General features: G+C 65.7%; 18 protein-coding genes. 7 read left to right on the forward strand and 11 right to left on the reverse strand.

Features of this window, described 5'->3' with window-relative positions:
• Positions 1-43: 43 nt before the first annotated feature.
• Positions 44-1,456 carry an amidohydrolase family protein gene (locus tag KUH32_RS07820; RefSeq protein ID WP_217777475.1) on the reverse strand — a complete coding sequence of 471 codons (1,413 nt, stop codon included), beginning with the start codon at positions 1,454-1,456 and terminating at the stop codon, positions 44-46.
• A gap of 135 nt (positions 1,457-1,591) precedes the next feature.
• Between KUH32_RS07820 and KUH32_RS07825 the strand changes: the two genes are divergently transcribed.
• Positions 1,592-2,077 (forward strand): RNA pyrophosphohydrolase, encoded by a 486-nt coding sequence (locus tag KUH32_RS07825; RefSeq protein ID WP_217777476.1) that lies wholly within the window; start codon positions 1,592-1,594, stop codon positions 2,075-2,077.
• A complete protein-coding gene (locus tag KUH32_RS07830; protein ID WP_217777477.1) occupies positions 2,077-2,568 on the forward strand; it encodes a hypothetical protein in 492 nt (163 codons plus the stop codon). Before KUH32_RS07825 ends, KUH32_RS07830 begins: the two co-directional genes overlap by 1 nt.
• A gap of 3 nt (positions 2,569-2,571) precedes the next feature.
• Here KUH32_RS07830 and KUH32_RS07835 read toward each other — a convergent pair whose 3' ends face one another.
• The 5 genes from KUH32_RS07835 to dapE all read right to left on the reverse strand — a co-directional run bounded on the left by KUH32_RS07835 (position 2,572) and on the right by dapE (position 8,658).
• The gene (locus tag KUH32_RS07835) at positions 2,572-3,927 is read right to left on the reverse strand and encodes a lytic murein transglycosylase (RefSeq protein WP_217777478.1); all 1,356 of its coding nucleotides are present in this window, start codon (positions 3,925-3,927) and stop codon (positions 2,572-2,574) included.
• A gap of 196 nt (positions 3,928-4,123) precedes the next feature.
• Positions 4,124-6,421, reverse strand: coding sequence for a ribonuclease R (gene rnr, locus KUH32_RS07840; protein ID WP_217777479.1), 2,298 nt, complete (start codon positions 6,419-6,421; stop codon positions 4,124-4,126).
• Between the two features lie 115 nt (positions 6,422-6,536).
• A complete protein-coding gene (locus tag KUH32_RS07845; protein WP_217777480.1) occupies positions 6,537-7,106 on the reverse strand; it encodes a TIGR04282 family arsenosugar biosynthesis glycosyltransferase in 570 nt (189 codons plus the stop codon).
• Positions 7,103-7,516: a GNAT family N-acetyltransferase gene (locus KUH32_RS07850; protein ID WP_217777481.1), complete on the reverse strand. Its 414-nt coding sequence runs from the start codon at positions 7,514-7,516 to the stop codon at positions 7,103-7,105. Before KUH32_RS07850 ends, KUH32_RS07845 begins: the two co-directional genes overlap by 4 nt.
• A complete protein-coding gene (dapE, locus tag KUH32_RS07855; RefSeq protein ID WP_217777482.1) occupies positions 7,513-8,658 on the reverse strand; it encodes a succinyl-diaminopimelate desuccinylase in 1,146 nt (381 codons plus the stop codon). Before dapE ends, KUH32_RS07850 begins: the two co-directional genes overlap by 4 nt.
• 256 nt (positions 8,659-8,914) lie before the next feature.
• Between dapE and KUH32_RS07860 the strand changes: the two genes are divergently transcribed.
• Together KUH32_RS07860 and KUH32_RS07865 are read left to right on the forward strand one after the other, a co-directional pair.
• Positions 8,915-10,486, forward strand: coding sequence for a Hint domain-containing protein (locus tag KUH32_RS07860; RefSeq protein ID WP_217777483.1), 1,572 nt, complete (start codon positions 8,915-8,917; stop codon positions 10,484-10,486).
• Complete coding sequence (locus KUH32_RS07865; protein ID WP_217777484.1) at positions 10,483-11,556, forward strand: Hint domain-containing protein; 1,074 nt, start codon at positions 10,483-10,485, stop codon at positions 11,554-11,556. Before KUH32_RS07860 ends, KUH32_RS07865 begins: the two co-directional genes overlap by 4 nt.
• Positions 11,557-11,558: 2 nt before the next feature.
• Here the strand turns inward: KUH32_RS07865 and KUH32_RS07870 are convergent, their stop codons facing one another.
• The 4 genes from KUH32_RS07870 to KUH32_RS07885 are packed head-to-tail and all read right to left on the reverse strand — an operon-like array spanning position 11,559 to position 13,974.
• Complete coding sequence (locus tag KUH32_RS07870) at positions 11,559-11,885, reverse strand: DUF8846 family protein (protein ID WP_217777485.1); 327 nt, start codon at positions 11,883-11,885, stop codon at positions 11,559-11,561.
• Complete coding sequence (locus KUH32_RS07875) at positions 11,882-12,169, reverse strand: hypothetical protein (protein WP_217777486.1); 288 nt, start codon at positions 12,167-12,169, stop codon at positions 11,882-11,884. Before KUH32_RS07875 ends, KUH32_RS07870 begins: the two co-directional genes overlap by 4 nt.
• A complete protein-coding gene (dapD, locus tag KUH32_RS07880; RefSeq protein ID WP_217777487.1) occupies positions 12,169-12,996 on the reverse strand; it encodes a 2,3,4,5-tetrahydropyridine-2,6-dicarboxylate N-succinyltransferase in 828 nt (275 codons plus the stop codon). The genes KUH32_RS07875 and dapD overlap by 1 nt, the downstream gene beginning before the upstream one ends.
• A 57-nt stretch (positions 12,997-13,053) precedes the next feature.
• The gene (locus tag KUH32_RS07885) at positions 13,054-13,974 is read right to left on the reverse strand and encodes a threonine/serine dehydratase (protein ID WP_217777488.1); all 921 of its coding nucleotides are present in this window, start codon (positions 13,972-13,974) and stop codon (positions 13,054-13,056) included.
• An 82-nt stretch (positions 13,975-14,056) separates the two neighbouring features.
• On the opposite strand from KUH32_RS07885, the gene KUH32_RS07890 reads away from it, so the two are divergent.
• Positions 14,057-14,899 carry an LOG family protein gene (locus KUH32_RS07890; protein ID WP_217777489.1) on the forward strand — a complete coding sequence of 281 codons (843 nt, stop codon included), beginning with the start codon at positions 14,057-14,059 and terminating at the stop codon, positions 14,897-14,899.
• Between the two features lie 347 nt (positions 14,900-15,246).
• On the opposite strand, the gene KUH32_RS07895 is transcribed toward KUH32_RS07890, so the two are convergent.
• Complete coding sequence (locus KUH32_RS07895) at positions 15,247-17,133, reverse strand: nucleoside-diphosphate sugar epimerase/dehydratase (protein ID WP_217777490.1); 1,887 nt, start codon at positions 17,131-17,133, stop codon at positions 15,247-15,249.
• 427 nt (positions 17,134-17,560) lie between these two features.
• On the opposite strand from KUH32_RS07895, the gene KUH32_RS07900 reads away from it, so the two are divergent.
• Together KUH32_RS07900 and KUH32_RS07905 are read left to right on the forward strand one after the other, a co-directional pair.
• Entirely contained in the window at positions 17,561-18,583 is a 1,023-nt protein-coding gene (locus KUH32_RS07900) for an aspartate-semialdehyde dehydrogenase (RefSeq protein ID WP_217777491.1), read from the forward strand.
• Positions 18,584-19,102: 519 nt separating this feature from the next.
• Positions 19,103-19,426 (forward strand): hypothetical protein, encoded by a 324-nt coding sequence (locus KUH32_RS07905; protein WP_217777492.1) that lies wholly within the window; start codon positions 19,103-19,105, stop codon positions 19,424-19,426.
• Positions 19,427-19,430 lie beyond the last annotated feature (4 nt).

The raw sequence follows: 19,430 nt of genomic DNA on the forward strand, positions 1-19,430 counted from the left end.
GACCGGGTTCAAGGCGCCCCGCTTTCCGGCGGGGCGTTTTCGTTCAACCTGGATCAGCCGCCCGCATTTCGGCCAGCGCGCCTCGGTCCAGCATAACTCCGCGCAGGATGACTGCGGCGGGATCGCGCAAGGTGGCCAGACCCTCAAGCGGGTTGGCGTCCAGCAGAACCAGATCGGCCCGGCGGCCGGGCGCGATGCTGCCGTCCTGGTCCCTAAGGCGGAAGAACCGAGGCGGGGCGACGGTGGCGGTGTAGAGCGCCTCGCGCGGGGTGAGACCGGCAGCGACATAGAGGTCCAGTTCGTCCAGAAGCGAGAACCCGTGGAACAGCTGCGGATTGGCAAAGGACGCGTCCGTGGACGCCAGGATCGGCACGCCCGCCGCATGGGCCAGCGCCAGGGTGCGATGATCGAGCGCGATCGCGGCATCGGCGATGGCGCGCAGGTCGTCGGTCATCGCGTCAAGGCGAAAATCCGGGCCGGCCCAGGCATCGCGCACCGCTTGCGGCAGCATTCTCATGCGCGGACTGTCGGGCGCCGCCTTTCGCCCCGTATAGAAACCCGCCACCACCAAGGTCGGGCTGACATGCATCCCAGCCCGGGCCATCCGTGCAAGCACTGCGCCACACAGCGCGGCATCCCACGTGTCCAACACGATGCGGTTGTGGCCGGTCATCTCGGCGATCATCGCGTCGCGGGGGTTGTCGGCGTCCAGTGCCGTCGCGACCCGGTCGACCATGGCGCGTTCCCGAGGCGAACAGGCCTTTGTGACCCGACCGAAATGCTCGATCCCGTCCTGCCCGGCGTCCAGCGCATCCGACAGCGTGACCCGTTCCGGCACGTGGCCGACCAGCTTCAACCCGGCGCGATGCGCGGCTTCGGCCAAGGCCGCATAGGTCGCGCCGTCGAGCATCGAGTAGGCCTTGACCGCGTCCCAGCCTTCGTCCGCGATCCGCGCCACCACTTGCTGTGCCGCGGTCGGAGTGTCGGCCAGGAACATGCCGGGCCAGGACCCCGGACTGGCGTCGACCCATGCGCCCGACAGGATCAGGCGTGGCCCTACCGTCGCGCCGCTTTCGGTGGCGTCCCTGAGCGCCTGCTGATCGGCGATGGGCCAAAGCGCACCCATGTCGCGCAATCCCGTCACGCCGTTGACGATGGCCATGCGAAACGCGGTTTCGGGTTCGTCCGCGCTGGTGAACAGATGCACATGCGAATCCCACAATCCCGGGATCAGGAATTGCCCCTTGGCGTCATGGATCGCGCTGCCCGGAGCGATATCGTCCAAGGTACCGATCGCGGCGATCGCGCCATCGCTGATGACAACCGAAACCGGGGCCGATACCGCGCCGCGCGCGATATCGACCACCCGCACATCGGACAGGACAAGGGACCGCACGTCCTGGGCCATTGCGCCGGAGGCGATCAGCAAAGCGGCTGGAATGACGCGATACTTCATGCGGCGGCCTTTCGATGCAAAGCTGCGATCTGTCTAGCCGGCGACACGCCGTGCACCATGATCTGGGTCAGGCGCGCCGCCGGTTGACCGGAACCGGCATTGATGCGCCTATATGCGCCGCAACCGGAGACGCCCATGACGCCCGAAGACATCGCCAAGCTGCCCTATCGCCGGAACGTCGGCGTGATGCTGGTCAATGCCCAGGGCCATGCTTTTGTCGGTCAACGCATGGACAGCGACATCCCGGCCTGGCAGATGCCGCAGGGCGGGATCGACAAGGGTGAAGACCCCCGCGCCGCCGCCTTGCGCGAATTGCAGGAGGAAACCGGCGTCACGCCGGATCTCGTCACCGTCGAGGCCGAGACCGAAGGCTGGTTCGCCTACGACCTGCCGCATGACCTGGTCCCGCGTCTTTGGAAGGGCCGCTACAAGGGTCAAGAGCAGAAGTGGTTCCTGTTTCGCTTTCACGGCACCGACGACCAGGTGCGCATCGATGCCGACGACCACCAGGAATTCGCCGCGTGGCGCTGGCTGGCGCCGGACCAGGTGCTGGACCAGATCGTGCCGTTCAAACGTGCGGTCTATGCCCGGGTCATCGACGCCTTCCGGGACCACCTCTGATGCGCTTGCTGGTCGTGGGACTGGCGCTGACCTTGTCGGGCGGCCCGGCCGATGCTCTCAGCTGCATCCGTCCCGACGCGGCGCGGGATTTCCAGCAGGCAGTGGCTTCGGAAGACATCTGGATCGTGGTGAACGGGGTGCTGCGCGTCGATGAAACGCTCTTGCCGCGGACCGATTGGCAACGCCAACAGGACATGCCGCCGCAAACCGACATCCCGGCCAGGCTGACCGGCAAGTCGCTCGGACCGGGCGGGTTCACTCGCGATTTCGACCGTGCCGTGACCTTGCGGGCGCTGTGTTTCGGTCCTTGGTGCGGCGCGGTCGCGGACGGCACCGAATACCTCGCCTTTCTCAAGCGCGAGGGGACCGGATACGTGATGTTCGCCGACCCCTGCGGCGGCAACAGCCATCGCGAACCGACGGACGATCTGCGCCGGACTGTAGCGCACTGTTTTCAGGGCAAGCCCTGCACACCCGCCGAGAGGCGCTAGGCGTCAGCGCAACCGGTTCAGCAGGCGTGGCGAAGCATAGCCATCGGGCGGAAGACCCAGCGAGCGCTGGAACCCGCGCACTGCATCGATGGTCAGCGGCCCGATCTTGCCGTCGATGCCGCGCGTGTCGAAGCCGCGCGCGGTCAGGCGGCGTTGCAACTCCATCCGTTCGTCCAGCGTCAGCGCCCTGTCCTGCGTCGGCCAGCCGCTCCGGATCGGTCCGCCGCCCTTGATCCGGTCGGCCAGGTGGCCCACTCCGATCACGTAGGCATCGGCGGTGTTGTAGCGCTCGATCACCGCGAAATTGCGAAACACGAGGAAGGCCGCACCTTCGTGGCCCGCCGGCAGCAGAACCGATGCGACGCCGTAATCGCGCACCGGCTGGCCGTCGATGCCCAGAACGCCGCGCTGCGCCCAGACCGACGGCATCCGTTCGATCCCGCGATTGGCCTGGGCATAGTCGAACCCCTCGGGCAGCCGCACTTCGACCCCCCAGGGCAGACCCTTGCGCCAGCCGTTCTTGGCCAGGTAGTTCGCGGTCGACGCCAACGCGTCGGCGGGGTCGTCGCCCCAGATGTCGCGCCGCCCGTCGCCGGTGTGATCCACCGCCAGCGACTGGAACGAGGTCGGCATGAACTGGGTGTGTCCCATTGCCCCGGCCCATGATCCCTTCATGGCCTCGGGGGCGGTATGCCCCTGGTCGAGGATTTTCAGCGCGGCATAGAGCTGGCCCTCGAAGAACGACCGCCGTCGCCCGTCATAGGCCAGCGTCGCCATCGACTGGATCACCGGTTTGGACCCCTTGAAGGTGCCATAGGCCGATTCCAGCCCCCAGATCGCCACCACGATTTCCTTGTCGACGCCGTATTGCGCCTCGATCCGGTCCAGCAGCGCGCCGTGCCTGCGCAGGGCGGCCTGGCCGTTGCGGATGCGCGCGTCGGAGGCGGCGGTTTCGAGATAGGTCCAGATGGTCTTGGTGAATTCCGACTGGTTGCGGTCGCGTTCGATCACCTCGGGGTCATAGCGCACGTTCCGGAACGCCCTGTCGAAGGTCGCCGCGCCGATTCCGCGATTCAGCGCCTTGGGCCGGAACTCCGCGATCCAGCGTTCGAATCCGGCCTGCGTCGCCGCCGATACTTGACCGATCTCGGTCGACGAGGCCGCCTGGGGCCGTTTGAAGGGGCGCAAAGAATTGGCCGGCGCAACAACCGTGGTCGGGGTGACCGTATCGGTCGCGGCGACGGACAGGACGGCGGCCGGGCGCGCCACGGGGCGCAGCGACAATTCGACCGCACCGGCCAGTGCGGGGGCCGAAACCAGCAGCGCGGCAATCGCGCCGGTAAGACGGGTCGTGACCATTCCGGAATCCCGATATCTGCTCGTTGTTTTCACGCAGCATAGCGGGTCGCGGCACGATTGCGAAGCGATCAGAACGGCGCCACGCGGCTTCCTGCCGGCATTTCCGTGCCGCGCGCGGCTCTGCGCGTGGGGCCGATCCGTTCGCCGCAATCGAACGCACGGACCCTGCCGCGGATCGAACCGGGTTGATCGATCCTCAGCCCTTGGCGCGTCGCTGCCGCGTCACCTTGCGCTTGGCCTTGACCTCCTTGCGCTTGGCCTTGGCCGCCTTGCGCTGCGGCGGCTTGCCCTTGGCGCCGCCCTTGCCGCGCGGCGTGCCGCGCCCGCGGCGGGCGGGCACGCTGGCATAGGCCTCGTCCTCGATCTCCAGCATCTCGAAGGCGATGCCGCCTGACACCGGTGCCGCCTCGACCAGCTTGACCCTGACACGCATGCCCATCGCGATGATCCGCCCGGTATCGGCGCCCATAAGCGTCCCGGCATCGGCATCGAAATGAAAGTATTCGCGCCCCAGCGTGCTGATCGGCACCAAGCCGTCAGCGCCGGTTTCGTCCAGTTTGACAAACACCCCGAAGCGCGCGATGCCGCTGATCCGCCCGGTGAATTCCGCTCCGACGCGGTCCGACAGGTAGGCGGCCAGGTAACGGTCGGTCGTGTCGCGCTCGGCCATCATCGACCGGCGCTCGGTGTCCGAAATGTGCTGACCGGTGGCCTCGAGCCGCTCGATCTCTTCGTTCGTCAGCCCGTCATCGCCCCAGCCATGCGCGGCGATCAGCGCGCGGTGCACCACCAGGTCGGAATAGCGCCGGATGGGCGAGGTGAAATGCGCGTAGTTCTGCAGGGCCAGCCCGAAATGGCCGAAATTCTTGGGGCTGTAATAGGCCTGCGTCATCGACCGCAGCGTGGCGAAGTGGATCAGTTCCGCATCCTCGGTGCCCTGCGCGTCGTGCAGCAGGCGGTTGAGATGCGCGGTTTTCAGAACCTGCCCCTTGGCCAGGGTCAGTCCGGCCGCTTCGGCGGTGTCGCGCAGGCTTTCCAGCTTGTCCAGCGGCGGTTCTTCGTGAACCCGGTACAGCAGCGGGGTGCGCTTGGCGATCAGCGTCTCGGCGGCGGCGACATTGGCCAGCACCATGAATTCCTCGATCAGCCGGTGGGCATCCAGCCGTTCGGCAAAATCGACCGAGACCACCTTGCCCTCTTCGTCCAGCACCACCTTGCGTTCGGGCAGGTCCAGGTCCAGCGGCTGGCGCCGCTGGCGCGCGGCCTTGAGCGCGGCATAGGCGCCGAAAAGCGGCCGGATCACCGGATCGAGCAGCGGGCCGGTCTTGTCGTTGGGTTGGCCGTCAAAGGCCGCCTGAACCTCTTGATAGTTCAGCGACGCCGGCGACCGCATCAGCCCGCGCAGGAAACGGTGCGACCGCTTGTTGCCGTCTGCGTCGATCACCATGCGGACGGCGATGCAGGGCCGTGGCACGCCTTCGTGCAACGAACACAGATCGCCCGACAGCCGGTCGGGCAGCATCGGCACCACGCGGTCGGGGAAATAGCTGGAATTGCCGCGCTTGCGCGCCTCGCGGTCCAGCGCCGATCCGGGCGTGACGTAATGCGCGACATCGGCGATGGCGACCCAGATCACGAAACCGCCGGGGTTCTTTGGGTCGTCGTCGGGTTCGGCAAAGACCGCATCGTCGTGGTCGCGCGCATCCGAGGGGTCGATTGTGACAAGCGGCATGTCGCGCAAGTCTTCGCGGCCTTTCAGCCCCACCGGTTTCATCGCGTCGGCCTCGGCCAGCACATCCGGCGGGAAATCGTCGGGGATGCCGTGCTGGTGGATGGCGATCAACGACACCGCCCGCGGCGCGGTCGGGTCGCCCAGCCGCAGCACGATGCGCGCGCGCGGCAGACCCATTCGGCCCTTGGGCCCGGCCTGTTCGGCCTCGACCAGCTCGCCCTCCTTCGCGCCCGCGGTGGCATCGGCGGCCACCAGCCATTCCCGGTCCGACCCCTTGTCGATCGGCAGGATGCGCCCGCCCTCGGCGGTCTTGCGAAAGATACCCACCACCTTGCGCGGGCTTTGGCCGATACGGCGGATCAGTCGCGCTTCGTAATTGTGGTCGGCCTCGTGCACCACCTGCACGCGTGCCAGGATGCGATCGCCTTCGCCAAGCGCGGGGTCCGATGCGCGCGGCACCACCAGCACGATGGGCTCCACCCCTTCGCCATGCCATTCCAGCGGCGTGGCGAACAGATCGCCGTTTTCATCCGGCGCCTTGATTTGCAGCACGCTGACTGGCGGCAGGCGGTCGGGGTCGCGATAGGTTTTCTTGCGCTTCTCCAGGTGGCCCTCGTGCTCGAGCTCCTTCAGCACGCGCTTGAGATCGATCCGGGCGGCGCCCTTGATGCCGAAAGCCTTCGCGATGTCGCGCTTCGACGTCAGGGTCGGGTTCGCCTCGATCCAGCCTAGGATGTCGTGTTTGGTGGGTATTCTGCTCATGGTTTCTGCCTATCACGGGCGGGACGGAACGTCACAAAAAACGCCTGTCGCGCGTCATCTCGCCATGCAAAATCCCGGGTGAATGCCGCGATCAGCGACACAGGGGCACGCCGTTTCAAAGATCCGATGCCTCGTCCACATCCGCCAGACTGTCGACCAGGGTCACGGACATCGCGCCGAGGCTGCCCAGGCTATCGGCCAGCGCGTGTTCCGTCGACCAGCGCACGCCGGCGAACAATCCGGCCGGCACGGATCGGGTGCGCTTCAATCCGACCAGCCAATACCCGCCATCCGGCGCCGGGCCGAACACGGCATCGCTGCGCCCGAGCGCGCGGAAGGCGCGGTCGACATGGCCTTTCGTGATGCCGGGGATATCCGCTCCGACGATGCAGACCGGCCCGGGCGGCAGCGACCGGAAGACCCGTGCCATCCGGTCACCCAGATCGCCCGCTCCTTGTGGAATGCGTGGCAGGTGTGCGGGCCAGACGCGGCTGCGCAATCCGTCGGTGTCGGGGCTGACCGCCAGAACCAGGCGCCAGCGCGGATCACCGAGCCTCAGCAACAAACGCCGCACCTGGTGGCGGAACCACCAGGCCGCCGCGACAGGGCCGATGGCGCGCGCCAACCGGGTCTTGACCCGCCCCGGTCGCGGTTGCTTGACCATCACCACCAACCAGCGGGTCACCAGCGCCGTTCCATCCTCTGATGCGGCAAACCCGCGGCTTCGAATGGCGCACCGACCGGGACAAAGCCTTCGCCGGCATAGAGCGCCGTGGCGTCGCGCAGGGCGGTCAGGGTGACGGTCGTGGCACCGGCGCGGCGCGCGGCGGCGACGGCCGCGCGCACCAGGGCGCGGCCGGTGCCGCGGCTGCGCTTGTCCGGCAGCACGCAGAGATGTCCGATTTTAGCCACGGCGCCGTCGATGACCACCCGCGCGGTGCCGACTGCCACGGTCCCGTCCAGCGCCAGCAAATGGATCGCGCCGTCTTCGTCGCCGGGAAATTCGACACTATCCGGCACGCCCAGTTCCTCGACGAAAACCGCGCGGCGCAGCGCGACACAGCGGTCGATCCGCGGTGCGGTTTCGATCCTCATCCGAAATAGTCGCCCAGGATGCGGGTGTAGATCGCCTTGAGCCGGTGGATCTGGTCCACCGAAACGCATTCGTCGACGGCGTGCATGGTCTTGCCGACAAGGCCGAACTCGACCACCGGGCAGTGATCCTTGACAAAGCGGGCGTCCGACGTGCCGCCCGACGTGGACAGCTCCGGCGTGACGTTGGTCTCGCGTTTGACTGCCGCGCCGACCAGATCCGACAACGGTCCCGGCGGCGTCAGAAAGCTTTCACCCGAGATCTTGATCGTGACCGTGGTCGCGGTGCCGTATTCCGCATCCACCTCGGCCGCCGCGACGCGCAACCAGTCCGACAGCGTCGCGCCGGTATGCCGGTCGTTGAAGCGGATATTGACGCAGGCGGTGGTCTTGGCCGGGATCACGTTGGTGGCCGGATTGCCGGTGTCGATCGTGACGATCGCCAGCGTCGAGGGATCGAAATGGTCGGTGCCTTTGTCCAGTTCGTGCGAGGCCAGGCGGTCCATCAGGCGCGCCACGGCGGGCATCGGGTTCAGCGCCCGGTGCGGATAGGCGGAATGGCCCTGCTTGCCGGTCACGGTGAACCACGCGGTCAGCGATCCGCGGCGCCCGATCTTGATCATCTCGCCCATCTTGTTGGGGCAGGTGGGTTCGCCCACCAGGCAGACCGACATCGCCTCGCCCTGTGCGCCCATCCAGTCCAGCAACGCCGCCGTTCCGTCGGTCGCGTCGCCTTCCTCGTCGCCGGTGATGGCCAGGATCACGGCCCCGTCGGGTGGCGTGTCACGCACGAAATCCACCGCCGCGGCGACAAAGGCGGCGACGCCCGATTTCATGTCGGTGGTGCCGCGGCCATACATCATGCCATCCACAATCTGGGCGCCGAACGGGTCGTGTGTCCAGTCCTCGGCCCGCCCGATCGGCACCACGTCGGTATGGCCGTTGAACCCGAAGGTGCGGTCATGACCCTTGGCGCCCCAGCGGGCGAACAGGTTGGAGATCCCGTTCCGGTCGACCCGGGTGCATTCGAAACCGGCAGGTTCCAGCACGGCCCGAAGAACCGCCAGCGCCCCGGCATCGTCCGGCGTGACCGATGGGCAGCGCACAAGCTGCGCGGTCAGGGCGACGGGATCGGTGTCGGGCATGGGTTTCTCCTGCTTTTCGGCATGGCTAACGCGACCGGAAGGGCTTGGCAAATGTGGCAAAAAGGGAACTTCGCCACGGAGTTGCCGCTGCGGAAGCGTTAAATTTGTGTGAATGGGCGACCAAACCCATGATAGGGTTCTGAAAAATACAAAAATGCCCAGAGGCAGGGCGCGCAGTGATCGGTAATCGCAGGTTGGCAGGGGGCATCGCCCCCTTTCCCGCGCGCGTCTGTCCGGGTGGACAAACGAGGCAGGCATGGTCGCGGCATCCGAGCTGACGATAAACGAAGGCGCATCCGCCACGCAGATGGCCAATGCGATCTTCGGTGACGGCGTGACGGTGGTCAGCGCCAGCTATTCCGGTGACAGCCGGTCGTCCGGCATCTACAGCGGCGGCGACAGCACCTCGCCGGGCGTGGTTCCGGGCGACACCGGCGTGATCCTGTCCACCGGCCGAGTGCGCGATTTCACCAACAGTTCGGGCCAATCCAACCAATCGACCAACACCTCGACCAACACGTCCGGTCAATCCAACAATTCGCAATTCAACAGCGCCGCCGGTGCCCGAACCTATGACGCGTCGTTTCTCGATGTCGATTTCATTCCGACCGGAAACGTGATGACGATGCAGTTCGTCTTCAGCTCCGAGGAATATCCCGAATACACCAACTCGCAATTCCAGGACATGATGGCGGTCTGGGTGAATGGCGTGCAGGTGCCGCTTGCGGTGGGGAACGGTGATATCGACCCCGGCAACCTGAACCCCAGCAACAACGAAAACTTCTTCATCGACAACACCGCCGACCAATACAACACCGAGATGGACGGTTTCACCGTCACCATGACGCTGACCATTCCGGTCACTTCAGGCGCGGTCAATTCGATCCGGATCGGCATCGCGGACGTCGCCGACAGCAATTACGACTCCAACCTGCTGATCGCCGGGGATTCGGTACAGACCACGCTGGTCGCGCTGGAAGACAGCGGCACGATCTATCCCAACGGATCGACGACCATAGACGCGCTGGCCAACGACGTGAACGCCACCGGCGGCACGTTGACCGTGACCCATATCAACGGCATTCCCGTGGTGGCGGGATCGACCGTGACGCTGGCCTCGGGTCAGTCGGTCACGCTGAACGGCGACGGCACCTTCACGGTGACGGGCAACGGCGATATCGAGCAGTTCGGGTTCACCTACGAAGTCGCCAGCACGACCGGGCAAACCGATATCGGCATCGTCAACATCGACGCGGTGCCCTGTTTCGTGGCCGGGTCTCTGATCGATACCACGGACGGCCCGCGGTCGGTTCAGACATTGCAAGCCGGTGATCTCGTGATGACCCGCGACAACGGTCCACAGCCCTTGCGCTGGATCGGGCGGCGCACGGTGCCGGCGCGCGGCAATCTCGCTCCGGTCCGGATCGAGGCCGGAGCGCTTGGCGCGCACGGTCCCTTGATGGTGTCACCGCAACACCGCGTGCTGGTCACCGGCGCCTTGGCCGAACTGCTTTACGGCGCGCCCGAAGTTCTGGTCGCGGCCAAACACCTGGTCAACGATCGTTCGATCCGCACGGTGCCCGGCGGCGTGGTGGAATACGTGCACCTGCTGTTCGACCGGCACGAGATCCTTTGCGCAAACGGTCTGGACAGCGAAAGCTTTCTTCCCGGTTCGCAAACCGCCGACCTGTTCGAGCGGGCGGCGCTGGAAGAGATCAAAACGCTGTTTCCGGAACTGGATCCCCGATCGGGTCACGGGTACGGACCGGCGGCCCGGCCGATCCTGACTAGGTCCGAGGCGCGGCTGCTGTGCGGCAAGGCCGCATGAGCTGGATCGCCATAGCCGCAGGCAACACCGCCTGGACCGATCCGCGGCTGTTCGCGCCCGATCTGCCGCCGCGCCCGCGCCTGCTCAGCCGCGGCTCGCTGATGCTGGAAACCCGGCTTTCCCCACATGGCAAACCGCAGACCCTGCTCGCGATGGAGCGATGCCATCCCTGGCCCGGCGCGTTGACCGTGCAGGCGCTGCCTTCGGGCGGTGTGGTGTTGGTGATCCGGCAGGGAGAAACGGTTTTCCACACCGCGCTGGACTATGCGCCGGAGTCGCGGACCGACACGCTGCGGATGACGTTTTCCTGGGACTCCGAGGCGCGTTTTGCCCGCCTGGCCCTGGAACGCCCGGACAGCGACGAAGTCGCGTTGCGCACGATGAAGGCACCGCCGCCCCTGCTGCTGGAAGACGTGGAAACGATGGTCCGGCGGCCGCATAATCGGTCCGTCGATGCCGATGTGGTGTTCTTCGCGTTTTCGGACATCATTGAACCGGTCGGTCCGCAAGCCAGCCTTGTCCCGTCATCGCTGATCGAAACCCCCGATGGCCATCGCCGCCTGGGCGATCTTCGGTGCGGCGACCTGGTGCTGACATATAGCGGCACGGCGGTGCCGGTTCTGCATCGTGTCGAACGGGTGGTTCCCGCGCTTGGCTCGTTCCGACCGATCCGGCTGCGCGCGCCCTATCTGGGTCTGACCCGCGACCTGGTTGTGGCCGCCCATCAGCGCCTTGTGATCGGCGGATCGGATGTCGAATACACCTTCGGACGCGAGGCGGTTCTGGTGCCGGCCTACGCGCTGGCCAACGGCTTTGCCGCGGTCGAGGAAGAAGGCCATATCAGCGTACGCTACGCCCATCTTCTGCTGCCGGGCCACGAGGCGCCCATCGTGTCGGGCGTCGCGGTCGAAAGCCTTTATGCCGGCCGGATACGGCGCAGCGAGGACAGGCTGAAGGACAGCTTGCTGAAGGATTGCCCGCGATCGCTGTTGCCCGAACACGCGCGCAAGGGCCTGCAGGTGCTGCGCCCGTTCGAGGCGATGACCCTGGCCGAAGCGCGCGCGGCCTGATTTCAGTCTTCGAACGGCGTCACCTGCGCCACGATCACGGCGTTTTCCGCCAGAGCGCGGTCCATCAGTTCGGCTTCGTCCGCGTCGATCTCGTGGCCTTGTGCCTCGCGTTCGGCGCGGGTGCCGTAGCCGGTGACATCCAGCGGCGCCATGTCGGCCTGTTTCAGGATCGCCACGGTTTCGCGCACCGCTTCGGCCTCGTCGACGCCGCTGGCATAGCACAGCAGCGCGGCGCCGGTCGCCTTGTCCGGCAGGCCGTCGCCTTTCTTGCGCCCGACTTCCACCAACAGGGTGAAGACGTGCTGTTTCGACTTTTTCTTTTCGGTCATGCCTGTCCCTCGGAACTGTCCTGCCAGCGGGATTTCGCGGCCCAGAGCGACGACAGGATCAGTACCGCTTGCGCCGGGACGAAAATCAGCAGGAAGAACGCGGCGAAAACCCAGAAACCGTCCGGTTGTGCCGTCCGGATCCAGCCGATCAGCAGCGCATAGACCGCGTAGGCGTAGGCACAGACCAGCGCGAAATCCACCATCACCAGCCCCCACGCGGCAAGCCAGCCGGGCCGCTGCCCCCGCGCGATGCGGGTCTTGGCAAGGGTCCGGCTGAGGATCATCAGTCGCGCAGCAACTCGTTGATGCCGGTCTTCGAGCGGGTGCGTTCGTCGACCCGCTTCACGATCACCGCGCAATACAGGTTGATGCCGTTCTTGCTGGGCATCGACCCGGCCACGACCACCGAATAGGGCGGCACTTCGCCATACATGACCTCGCCGGTCTCGCGGTCGACGATCTTGGTCGACTGGCCGATGAAGACGCCCATGCCCAGGACCGAACCTTCGCGCACGATGCAGCCCTCGACCACTTCGGAGCGCGCCCCGATAAAGCAGTTGTCCTCGATGATCGTCGGGCCGGCCTGCATCGGTTCCAGCACGCCGCCGATGCCGACGCCGCCCGACAGGTGCACGTTCTTGCCGATCTGCGCGCAGCTGCCCACCGTGGCCCATGTATCGACCATGGTGCCGCTGTCGACATAGGCGCCGAGGTTCACGAAGGACGGCATCAGGACAACGCCCGGGGCGATATAGGCGGATTTGCGGACCACGCAGCTGGGCACGGCGCGAAAGCCTGCGGCCTTCCACTGGCTGTCGTCCCAGCCCTTGAACTTGCTGTCGACCTTGTCCCACCAGCCGCCGCCCTGCGGACCGCCATCCTGCTGTTCCATGTCCTTGATGCGGAAACCCAGCAGCACCGCCTTCTTGGCCCACTGGTTGACGTGCCACGACCCGTCCGCCTGTTTCTCGGCGACCCGAAGTTTGCCGCTGTCGAGCGCGTTCAGGGTGTTCTCGATCGCCTCGCGGGTCTCGCCCTTGGTTGCGGGGGTGATGGTGTCGCGCGCCTCCCAGGCGGCTTCGATGGCGGTTTCCAGGGCTGCGTTGGACATGGGGCCTCCGTTACGTCAAGTCTGCGCCGCTATAGACCGGCCCATGGGGCGGCGCAATCAATCGAACGCCGGGTCGGGCGCGATATTGCCGCCGCAGACCAGAACGGCGACGCTCTCGCCCGGCTCGGGGCGGTAGGCTCCCGACAGAAGCGCGGCGAGCGCGCAGGCCCCTGCGGGCTCGACAAGCAGCCGGTGTGACTGCCATAGCGCGCGCTGCGCCTCGATGATGGCCGGATCGGTCACGGTGACCACCGCGATATCCTGCGCCCGGGCCAGGTCGAAACAGGCCTGCCCGATCCGCCGCGCGCCAAGCGCGTTGGCGGCGACGCCGGAGACCGGCACATCGACCGGTTCGCCTGCCGTCAGCGCGCGGCCCAAGGTGTTGCAGGTGCCGGGTTCGACCGCCACGACCTTGCGCGCCGTTTGCAGCCATGCCAGCGCGCCGGCGATCAGCCCGCCACCGCCGACGGCGATCAGCACGGTGTCGGCAGTCAGTCCCTGCGCTTCCCATTCCGCCATCACGGTACCCTGTCCGGCGATCGTGGCGGGGGCGTCATAGGCGTGGATCTGCAGCGCGCCCTGTTCCTCGGCCAGCCGTGCCGCCATCTGCGCGGCATCGGCGTATTCGCCCGGAACCACGGTCAGCTCGGCGCCGCTGCGTTCGATCAGGGCGATCTTGGACGGCCCGGCGATCTCGGGCACAAAGATCCGTGCCCGGTGGCCAAGCGCGCGGGCCGCATGCGCCACGGCCGCGCCGTGATTGCCACCCGAGGCCGCCACCACGCCGGCGTCGGGCACCTTGCAAGACAAAAGCGTGTTGAACGCGCCGCGGGGCTTGAAGCTGCCGGTCACCTGCAACTGCTCCAGCTTGAGCGCGACGGGGCGGTCCCAGAGCCCGGCCGACATCAGCACCGGGGTGCGCACGACATGGCCCGCGATGCGGTCGGCGGCGGCGCGGATGTCGGATTTCGTGACCATGTGCGTTCCCCTGCTGGTGGGTGGCTGCCGCAGGCTATAGACAGGCGGAAAGACGAACAAGCTGCCCCCCGAAGGAGGCCCCATGAAAGACGACCGCCGTTCGGCGTTTCGCGACGCGCATACCGACCGTGACACCGCCGCGCATGTCCCGCAAACCCCGCAGACGACAAACCCGTCCTACCGGCTGGCCTTTGCCGATGCCGATTTCCTGTGCCGCGACGAATTGCGTCCCGTTCGCCTGCAACTGGAATTGCTCAAGTTCGATATGCTGCTGGACGAACACCAGATCGCGTCGACCGTCGTGCTGTTCGGGGGTGCACGCATCCCGGCGCCCGCGCACAAGGACAAGGCACGAACCAGGACGTTGGCGGAACTGTCCCATTTCTACGACGAAGCGCGGAAATTCGCGGGACTGATGACGCGCAAGTCGCTGGCGTCCGGCAACCGTGACTTCGTCGTGGTGACCGGCGGCGGGCCGGGCGTGATGGAGGCCGGAAACCGCGGTGCGCAGGAACAGGGCGGCGTGTCGATCGGGTTGAACATCGTTCTGCCGCATGAACAGGCACCGAACGAGTTCGTCACACCCGACCTTGCCTTCAACTTTCACTACTTCGCGATCCGCAAGATGCATTTCCTGATGCGTGCCCGGGCGATCTGCGTATTCCCCGGCGGGTTCGGCACGATGGACGAGCTTTTCGAGTCGCTGACCCTGATCCAGACCGGGCGGATGCGGCGCGTGCCTTTTCTGCTGTTCGGTCGGGAATTCTGGGAACGGATCATCAACTGGGATGCGCTGCGCGACGCGGGCACGATCAGCCCCGAGGATCTCGATCTTTTCCGCTTTGTCGAAACCGCCGACGAAGCGGCCGAAATCATCGAAAACTGGGATCCGGCTCCGGCGCGCGACGACATTCCCGGGCGCTGAAATCAGGCGAACCGGCCGACCGGTCTGCAGGGGCGCACCCTGCCGCCGGCAACGGCGATCCTCCGGGCCAGGGTGGGGCTGTGCATGGCGCGGACCGTGCGGCGGGGCAGACTGTCCTGCCATCGGGGCCGCGCGATCCGCACGGGGCTTGTGTCGCGGGCGGTTTCCCTATCCGCTTCCGGCAGAAAACCGATTGCCGGGGTCACAGTCGCTGCGCGATGCCGACGTCGGGTTGATGCGTTGTCTGAAAAGCCGGTTCTGGCTCGCTTCGAAGCGTCGCGGCAGCCGGTGGCGGCCTTGCACAGGTGGAAAAGGCGGCGGCCCCCGGACTTCCCGGGATCGTCCGATCAGCCCGATTGCGCCGATCCGGCGGCCGTCGCGCGATCGTCGGTTTCGACCCAGCGGGCGATGATGGCGCGGGCGCTGTTTTCATCCAGGGCCTCGACCGCGCGCCGAAGGTCCTTCAAGGCGGTCGCAACTTCGATCTCGGACAGCGAACTTTCCTGTGCGCGCAGGATCTTGGTATGCGGCGTGGTCAGCATGTCGGGCGAGATCAGCAATTCCTCGTGCAGTTTTTCGCCGCGCCGCAGACCGGTAATCTGGATTTCGATATCGCCGTCGGGGTGGTCTTCGTCCTTGACGGTGTAACCGGCGCCTTCGATCATCTGTCGGGCCAGATTGCGGATCGGTACCGGGTCGCCCATGTCGAGCACGAAAAGATCCCCGCCGCGCGCGAAAGAACCGGCCAGCAGCACCAGCCGGGCGGCTTCCGAGATCGTCATGAAGTAACGGGTGACCTGGGGGTCGGTCAGGGTCACGGGACCGCCGCGGGCGATCTGTTCCTCGAAAAGCGGAATGACCGATCCGGATGATCCGAGCACGTTGCCGAAACGCACCATCGAGAACCGCGTGCCCGAAGCGCGCGTGGCCAGGTCCTGCACCACCAGTTCGGCCAGCCGCTTGGATGCACCCATCACGTTCGTCGGCCGCACGGCCTTGTCCGAACTGACCAGGATGAACCGCTCGACCCCGGCATCGCGGGCGACGTCGGCCATCACCTTTGTCCCGAAGACGTTGTTGCGCAATCCCTCGATCGGGTTGTCCTCGACCAGCGGCAGGTGCTTGTAGGCTGCCGCGTGCAGAACGACCTCGACCCCGTGATCGTTCAGCGCGTTGCGCATCTGCGCCTCGTTCAGGACCGATCCGAGCACCGGAACCAGCGCGATGCCTTCGCTGATGTCGCACATTTCCTTGTGGATGTTGTAAAGCGCCAGTTCCGAGTGGTCGACGAGAACCAGCCGTTCGGGTCTGCAGGCGATCAGTTGGCGGCACAGCTCCGAGCCGATAGACCCGCCGGCGCCGGTGATCATGATGCGCCGTCCCGAATAGGCATGGCTGACCGATGGCAGATCGCGTTCCAGCCGGTTCCGCCCCAGCAGGTCGTCCAGCGAAACTGGCGCCACGCGTTTCTTCAACTCGCCCTCGCCGATCAGTTCGGCGAAGGACGGCAAGGCGTGCACTTCGCAACCAATGCTGCGCAGACGGTGCGCGATCCGAGCCAGCGCCGGCTGACTGATCGACGGCATCGCCAGGATCACCCGGTCGATCTGCTTTTCCACGACAAGGTCCTTGATGCGCGACGGCGCATAGACCCGCAGGCCCGACACGACAAGGCTCTGCAGGGTCGGGTTGTCGTCGACGAAGGCCACCGGCTGAATGGCGTCATCATGGCGCAAGGCGGCGATCAACTGCTGCCCTGTCTGTCCCGCCCCATAGACCAGAACCCGCATCCGGGACTGACCGCGTCGATAGATCCGGATCGTCATCTGCCGCAAGGCGATGCGCCATGTCGCGCTGAAGAACAGCAGCACCAGCGAGAAGATGAAGAAGATTCCGCCGGGCAGGGCCAGACCAACCGCGCCGGACGGAATGGCGCCGACCAAGCCTGTGGTCGCGGCGAAAGCCGCGGTGCGGACGATGCCGCGGGTCTCGTAGGCATTCAGCTTGATACGGGGAAGGCCCAGCCACCAGCTGGTCAAGGTGCCGCCGACCACCATCGCCACGAACAGGGGCGCGAGATCGATCAGCGTTTGCGCATCCGCGCGAACCGACGCTTCCAGAGCCAGCGCGGCGATCAGCGCGGCGACGATCGCGATGGCGTCGAAAACGGAAAAAACGGCCTGCTTCTGGTGGCGCGACAACGACGTCACTAATTCGTAGAACACTGTCGTCATCCCCCGACCTTGACTTTTGGGGCCGGTTTCGCCGACGGGCTGTCGGGCGGTTCCGGTTGTATTTGGTTGTGCCACCAATTTGAATAGAAACCATTGTCACGCGTAGCATACCGGTTCTAAGCGCGCGACGCACGGTCACACAAGGGCCGTGTTTCTGCACATGCGAAAAATGGCGGGTTTCCACCGAAAGTCGATTTCTACCGTGCCGCCAAGCTGGCCCTGGATCGAAGAAAACCAGAAAAATTAACGATTTCCCCCCGAATCGCTCGGATACAGCCCGTGTTTTGTGTGACCAAAGCGAAACGGTATCGAATCCCGTGTGCGCGCACGGCGTGACGTTAACGCTCTTCCCCCGGCCGTCCCCCTGCGATAAGGAGCGCGCCAGCCCCGCCACGGTCGTCCGGGGCAATGCATGAAGGAGAGCCGGATGGGCTACAGGATCGTTGTTGCCGGCGCCACGGGCAATGTGGGCCGCGAAATGCTGAACATCCTCGCCGAACGGGAATTTCCCGTCGACGAAATCGCCGCGCTTGCCTCGCGCCGGTCGCTGGGGTCCGAGGTCAGCTTTGGCGACAAGACTCTCAAGACCCAGGACCTGGACACCTTCGACTTTACCGGCTGGGACATCGCGCTGTTCGCCGTGGGATCCGAGGCCACCAAGAAATACGCCCCCAAGGCGGCGAACGCCGGCTGCGTGGTGATCGACAATTCCTCGCTCTACCGCTACGACCCGGACGTCCCGCTGGTGGTGCCCGAAGTCAATGCCGACGCGGTGCTGGGCTACCAGAAGCGCAACATCATCGCGAACCCCAATTGCTCGACCGCGCAGATGGTGGTGGCGCTCAAGCCGTTGCACGACCGCGCCCGGATCAAGCGCGTCGTGGTGTCGACCTACCAGTCGGTGTCGGGCGCCGGCAAGGAAGGCATGGACGAGCTGTGGGACCAGACCAAGGCGGTCTACAACCCGACAGACGACGTCAAGCCGAAGAAATTCCAGAAACAGATCGCCTTCAACGTCATTCCCCATATCGACGTCTTCATGGAAGACGGCTCGACAAAGGAGGAATGGAAGATGGTCGCCGAGACCAAGAAGATCCTCGATCCGGCCATCAAGCTGACGGCGACCTGCGTGCGCGTTCCGGTTTTCGTCGGGCATTCTGAATCGATCAACATCGAGTTCGAGGATTTCCTGGACGAGGACGAGGCGCGCGATATCCTGCGCGAAGCGCCGGGCATCATGGTGATCGACAAGCGCGAAAACGGCGGATACGTGACGCCGATCGAATGCGTCGGAGATTATGCCACGTTCATCAGCCGCATCCGCCAGGACAGCACGGTGGAAAACGGTCTGAACCTGTGGTGCGTGTCCGACAACCTGCGCAAGGGCGCGGCGCTGAATGCGGTGCAGATCGCCGAGGTTCTGGGCCAGAAGGCGCTGCGCAAGGGCTGACGCCGACCAATACGCCTGAAGGGCGCGCGGGGTACTTTCCGGCGCGCCCTTTTTTTGTTCGGGACAATCCACAAATCGTCGCTGGATTGTCCTTGCACTGCCAACATTCCGCCGTCTTCCACTGGCAGCCTGTCCTTACGTCAGCCGAAAATGGCGACAAAAGAACAGCAAAGCCCTTCGAGGAGTGAGAGCAGTGACCGAGAACTTGACAGATATCGCCCGCGCCCGCCGTCTTTTGGCGTTGCGTGTCTTGCAGCAGGATCGCCGCGCACGGCCGGTGCGCATGCCTTTGTTCATGCGTGCGGACTTCGGTCAGCCACCGGCCTCCCACGCGGCCTGAGCGCCGCCCGAATACCGGGTCTCGAGTTTCACGTTCGCGATTTGCGGGCCGGTTCCTTTGGAGCCGGCCCTTTTCTATGCCTCTGGATTCGTTGAAAAAACCAAGTCTTTACATACCACAGCCCCATTTTGGCCGTGTTGCGCGGATAGACTGCCGGGATTGGTAAGGAGTATCGTGTCATGCAGGTTCCGACACAAAGTCCCACCGTGTCGCACGACGGCAAGCCCGCGCCGCTGGATTGCGAGACACTTGCCCTGCTGCGCAGTTTCCTGGCGCCGATCCTGGAAACCGGACGCAGTTGGGACGACATCGCGGATCGCCTTCAGGAAAAGGGCTTTGGCCTTGCTTTCCGGGTCGGGCACCTGGTGCTGACCAATCTCGAAAGCGGCGAAACCCTGTGTACCGCCCGCAGCCTCGGCGTGCCGCTGCGCGAGATTTCCGCGCGCATCGGGCGGCCGCAGATCCGCGCGCATTCGGGCGGGGTATCGGGCGACCTGGCCTGAGTGG

Source organism: Thalassococcus arenae, from assembly GCF_019104745.1.
GTDB lineage: Bacteria > Pseudomonadota > Alphaproteobacteria > Rhodobacterales > Rhodobacteraceae > Thalassococcus_B > Thalassococcus_B arenae.

What these genes read in the sequence shown, in the direction of transcription:
- KUH32_RS07820 (WP_217777475.1), bottom strand. Translation starts at nt 1,456, where the DNA reads ATGAAGTATCGCGTCATTCCAGCCGCTTTGCTGATCGCCTCCGGCGCA.
- KUH32_RS07825 (WP_217777476.1), top strand. Translation starts at nt 1,592, where the DNA reads ATGACGCCCGAAGACATCGCCAAGCTGCCCTATCGCCGGAACGTCGGC.
- KUH32_RS07830 (WP_217777477.1), top strand. Translation starts at nt 2,077, where the DNA reads ATGCGCTTGCTGGTCGTGGGACTGGCGCTGACCTTGTCGGGCGGCCCG.
- KUH32_RS07835 (WP_217777478.1), bottom strand. Translation starts at nt 3,927, where the DNA reads ATGGTCACGACCCGTCTTACCGGCGCGATTGCCGCGCTGCTGGTTTCG.
- rnr (WP_217777479.1), bottom strand. Translation starts at nt 6,421, where the DNA reads ATGAGCAGAATACCCACCAAACACGACATCCTAGGCTGGATCGAGGCG.
- KUH32_RS07850 (WP_217777481.1), bottom strand. Translation starts at nt 7,516, where the DNA reads ATGAGGATCGAAACCGCACCGCGGATCGACCGCTGTGTCGCGCTGCGC.
- dapE (WP_217777482.1), bottom strand. Translation starts at nt 8,658, where the DNA reads ATGCCCGACACCGATCCCGTCGCCCTGACCGCGCAGCTTGTGCGCTGC.
- KUH32_RS07860 (WP_217777483.1), top strand. Translation starts at nt 8,915, where the DNA reads ATGGTCGCGGCATCCGAGCTGACGATAAACGAAGGCGCATCCGCCACG.
- KUH32_RS07865 (WP_217777484.1), top strand. Translation starts at nt 10,483, where the DNA reads ATGAGCTGGATCGCCATAGCCGCAGGCAACACCGCCTGGACCGATCCG.
- KUH32_RS07870 (WP_217777485.1), bottom strand. Translation starts at nt 11,885, where the DNA reads ATGACCGAAAAGAAAAAGTCGAAACAGCACGTCTTCACCCTGTTGGTG.
- KUH32_RS07875 (WP_217777486.1), bottom strand. Translation starts at nt 12,169, where the DNA reads ATGATCCTCAGCCGGACCCTTGCCAAGACCCGCATCGCGCGGGGGCAG.
- dapD (WP_217777487.1), bottom strand. Translation starts at nt 12,996, where the DNA reads ATGTCCAACGCAGCCCTGGAAACCGCCATCGAAGCCGCCTGGGAGGCG.
- KUH32_RS07885 (WP_217777488.1), bottom strand. Translation starts at nt 13,974, where the DNA reads ATGGTCACGAAATCCGACATCCGCGCCGCCGCCGACCGCATCGCGGGC.
- KUH32_RS07890 (WP_217777489.1), top strand. Translation starts at nt 14,057, where the DNA reads ATGAAAGACGACCGCCGTTCGGCGTTTCGCGACGCGCATACCGACCGT.
- KUH32_RS07895 (WP_217777490.1), bottom strand. Translation starts at nt 17,133, where the DNA reads ATGACGACAGTGTTCTACGAATTAGTGACGTCGTTGTCGCGCCACCAG.
- KUH32_RS07900 (WP_217777491.1), top strand. Translation starts at nt 17,561, where the DNA reads ATGGGCTACAGGATCGTTGTTGCCGGCGCCACGGGCAATGTGGGCCGC.
- KUH32_RS07905 (WP_217777492.1), top strand. Translation starts at nt 19,103, where the DNA reads ATGCAGGTTCCGACACAAAGTCCCACCGTGTCGCACGACGGCAAGCCC.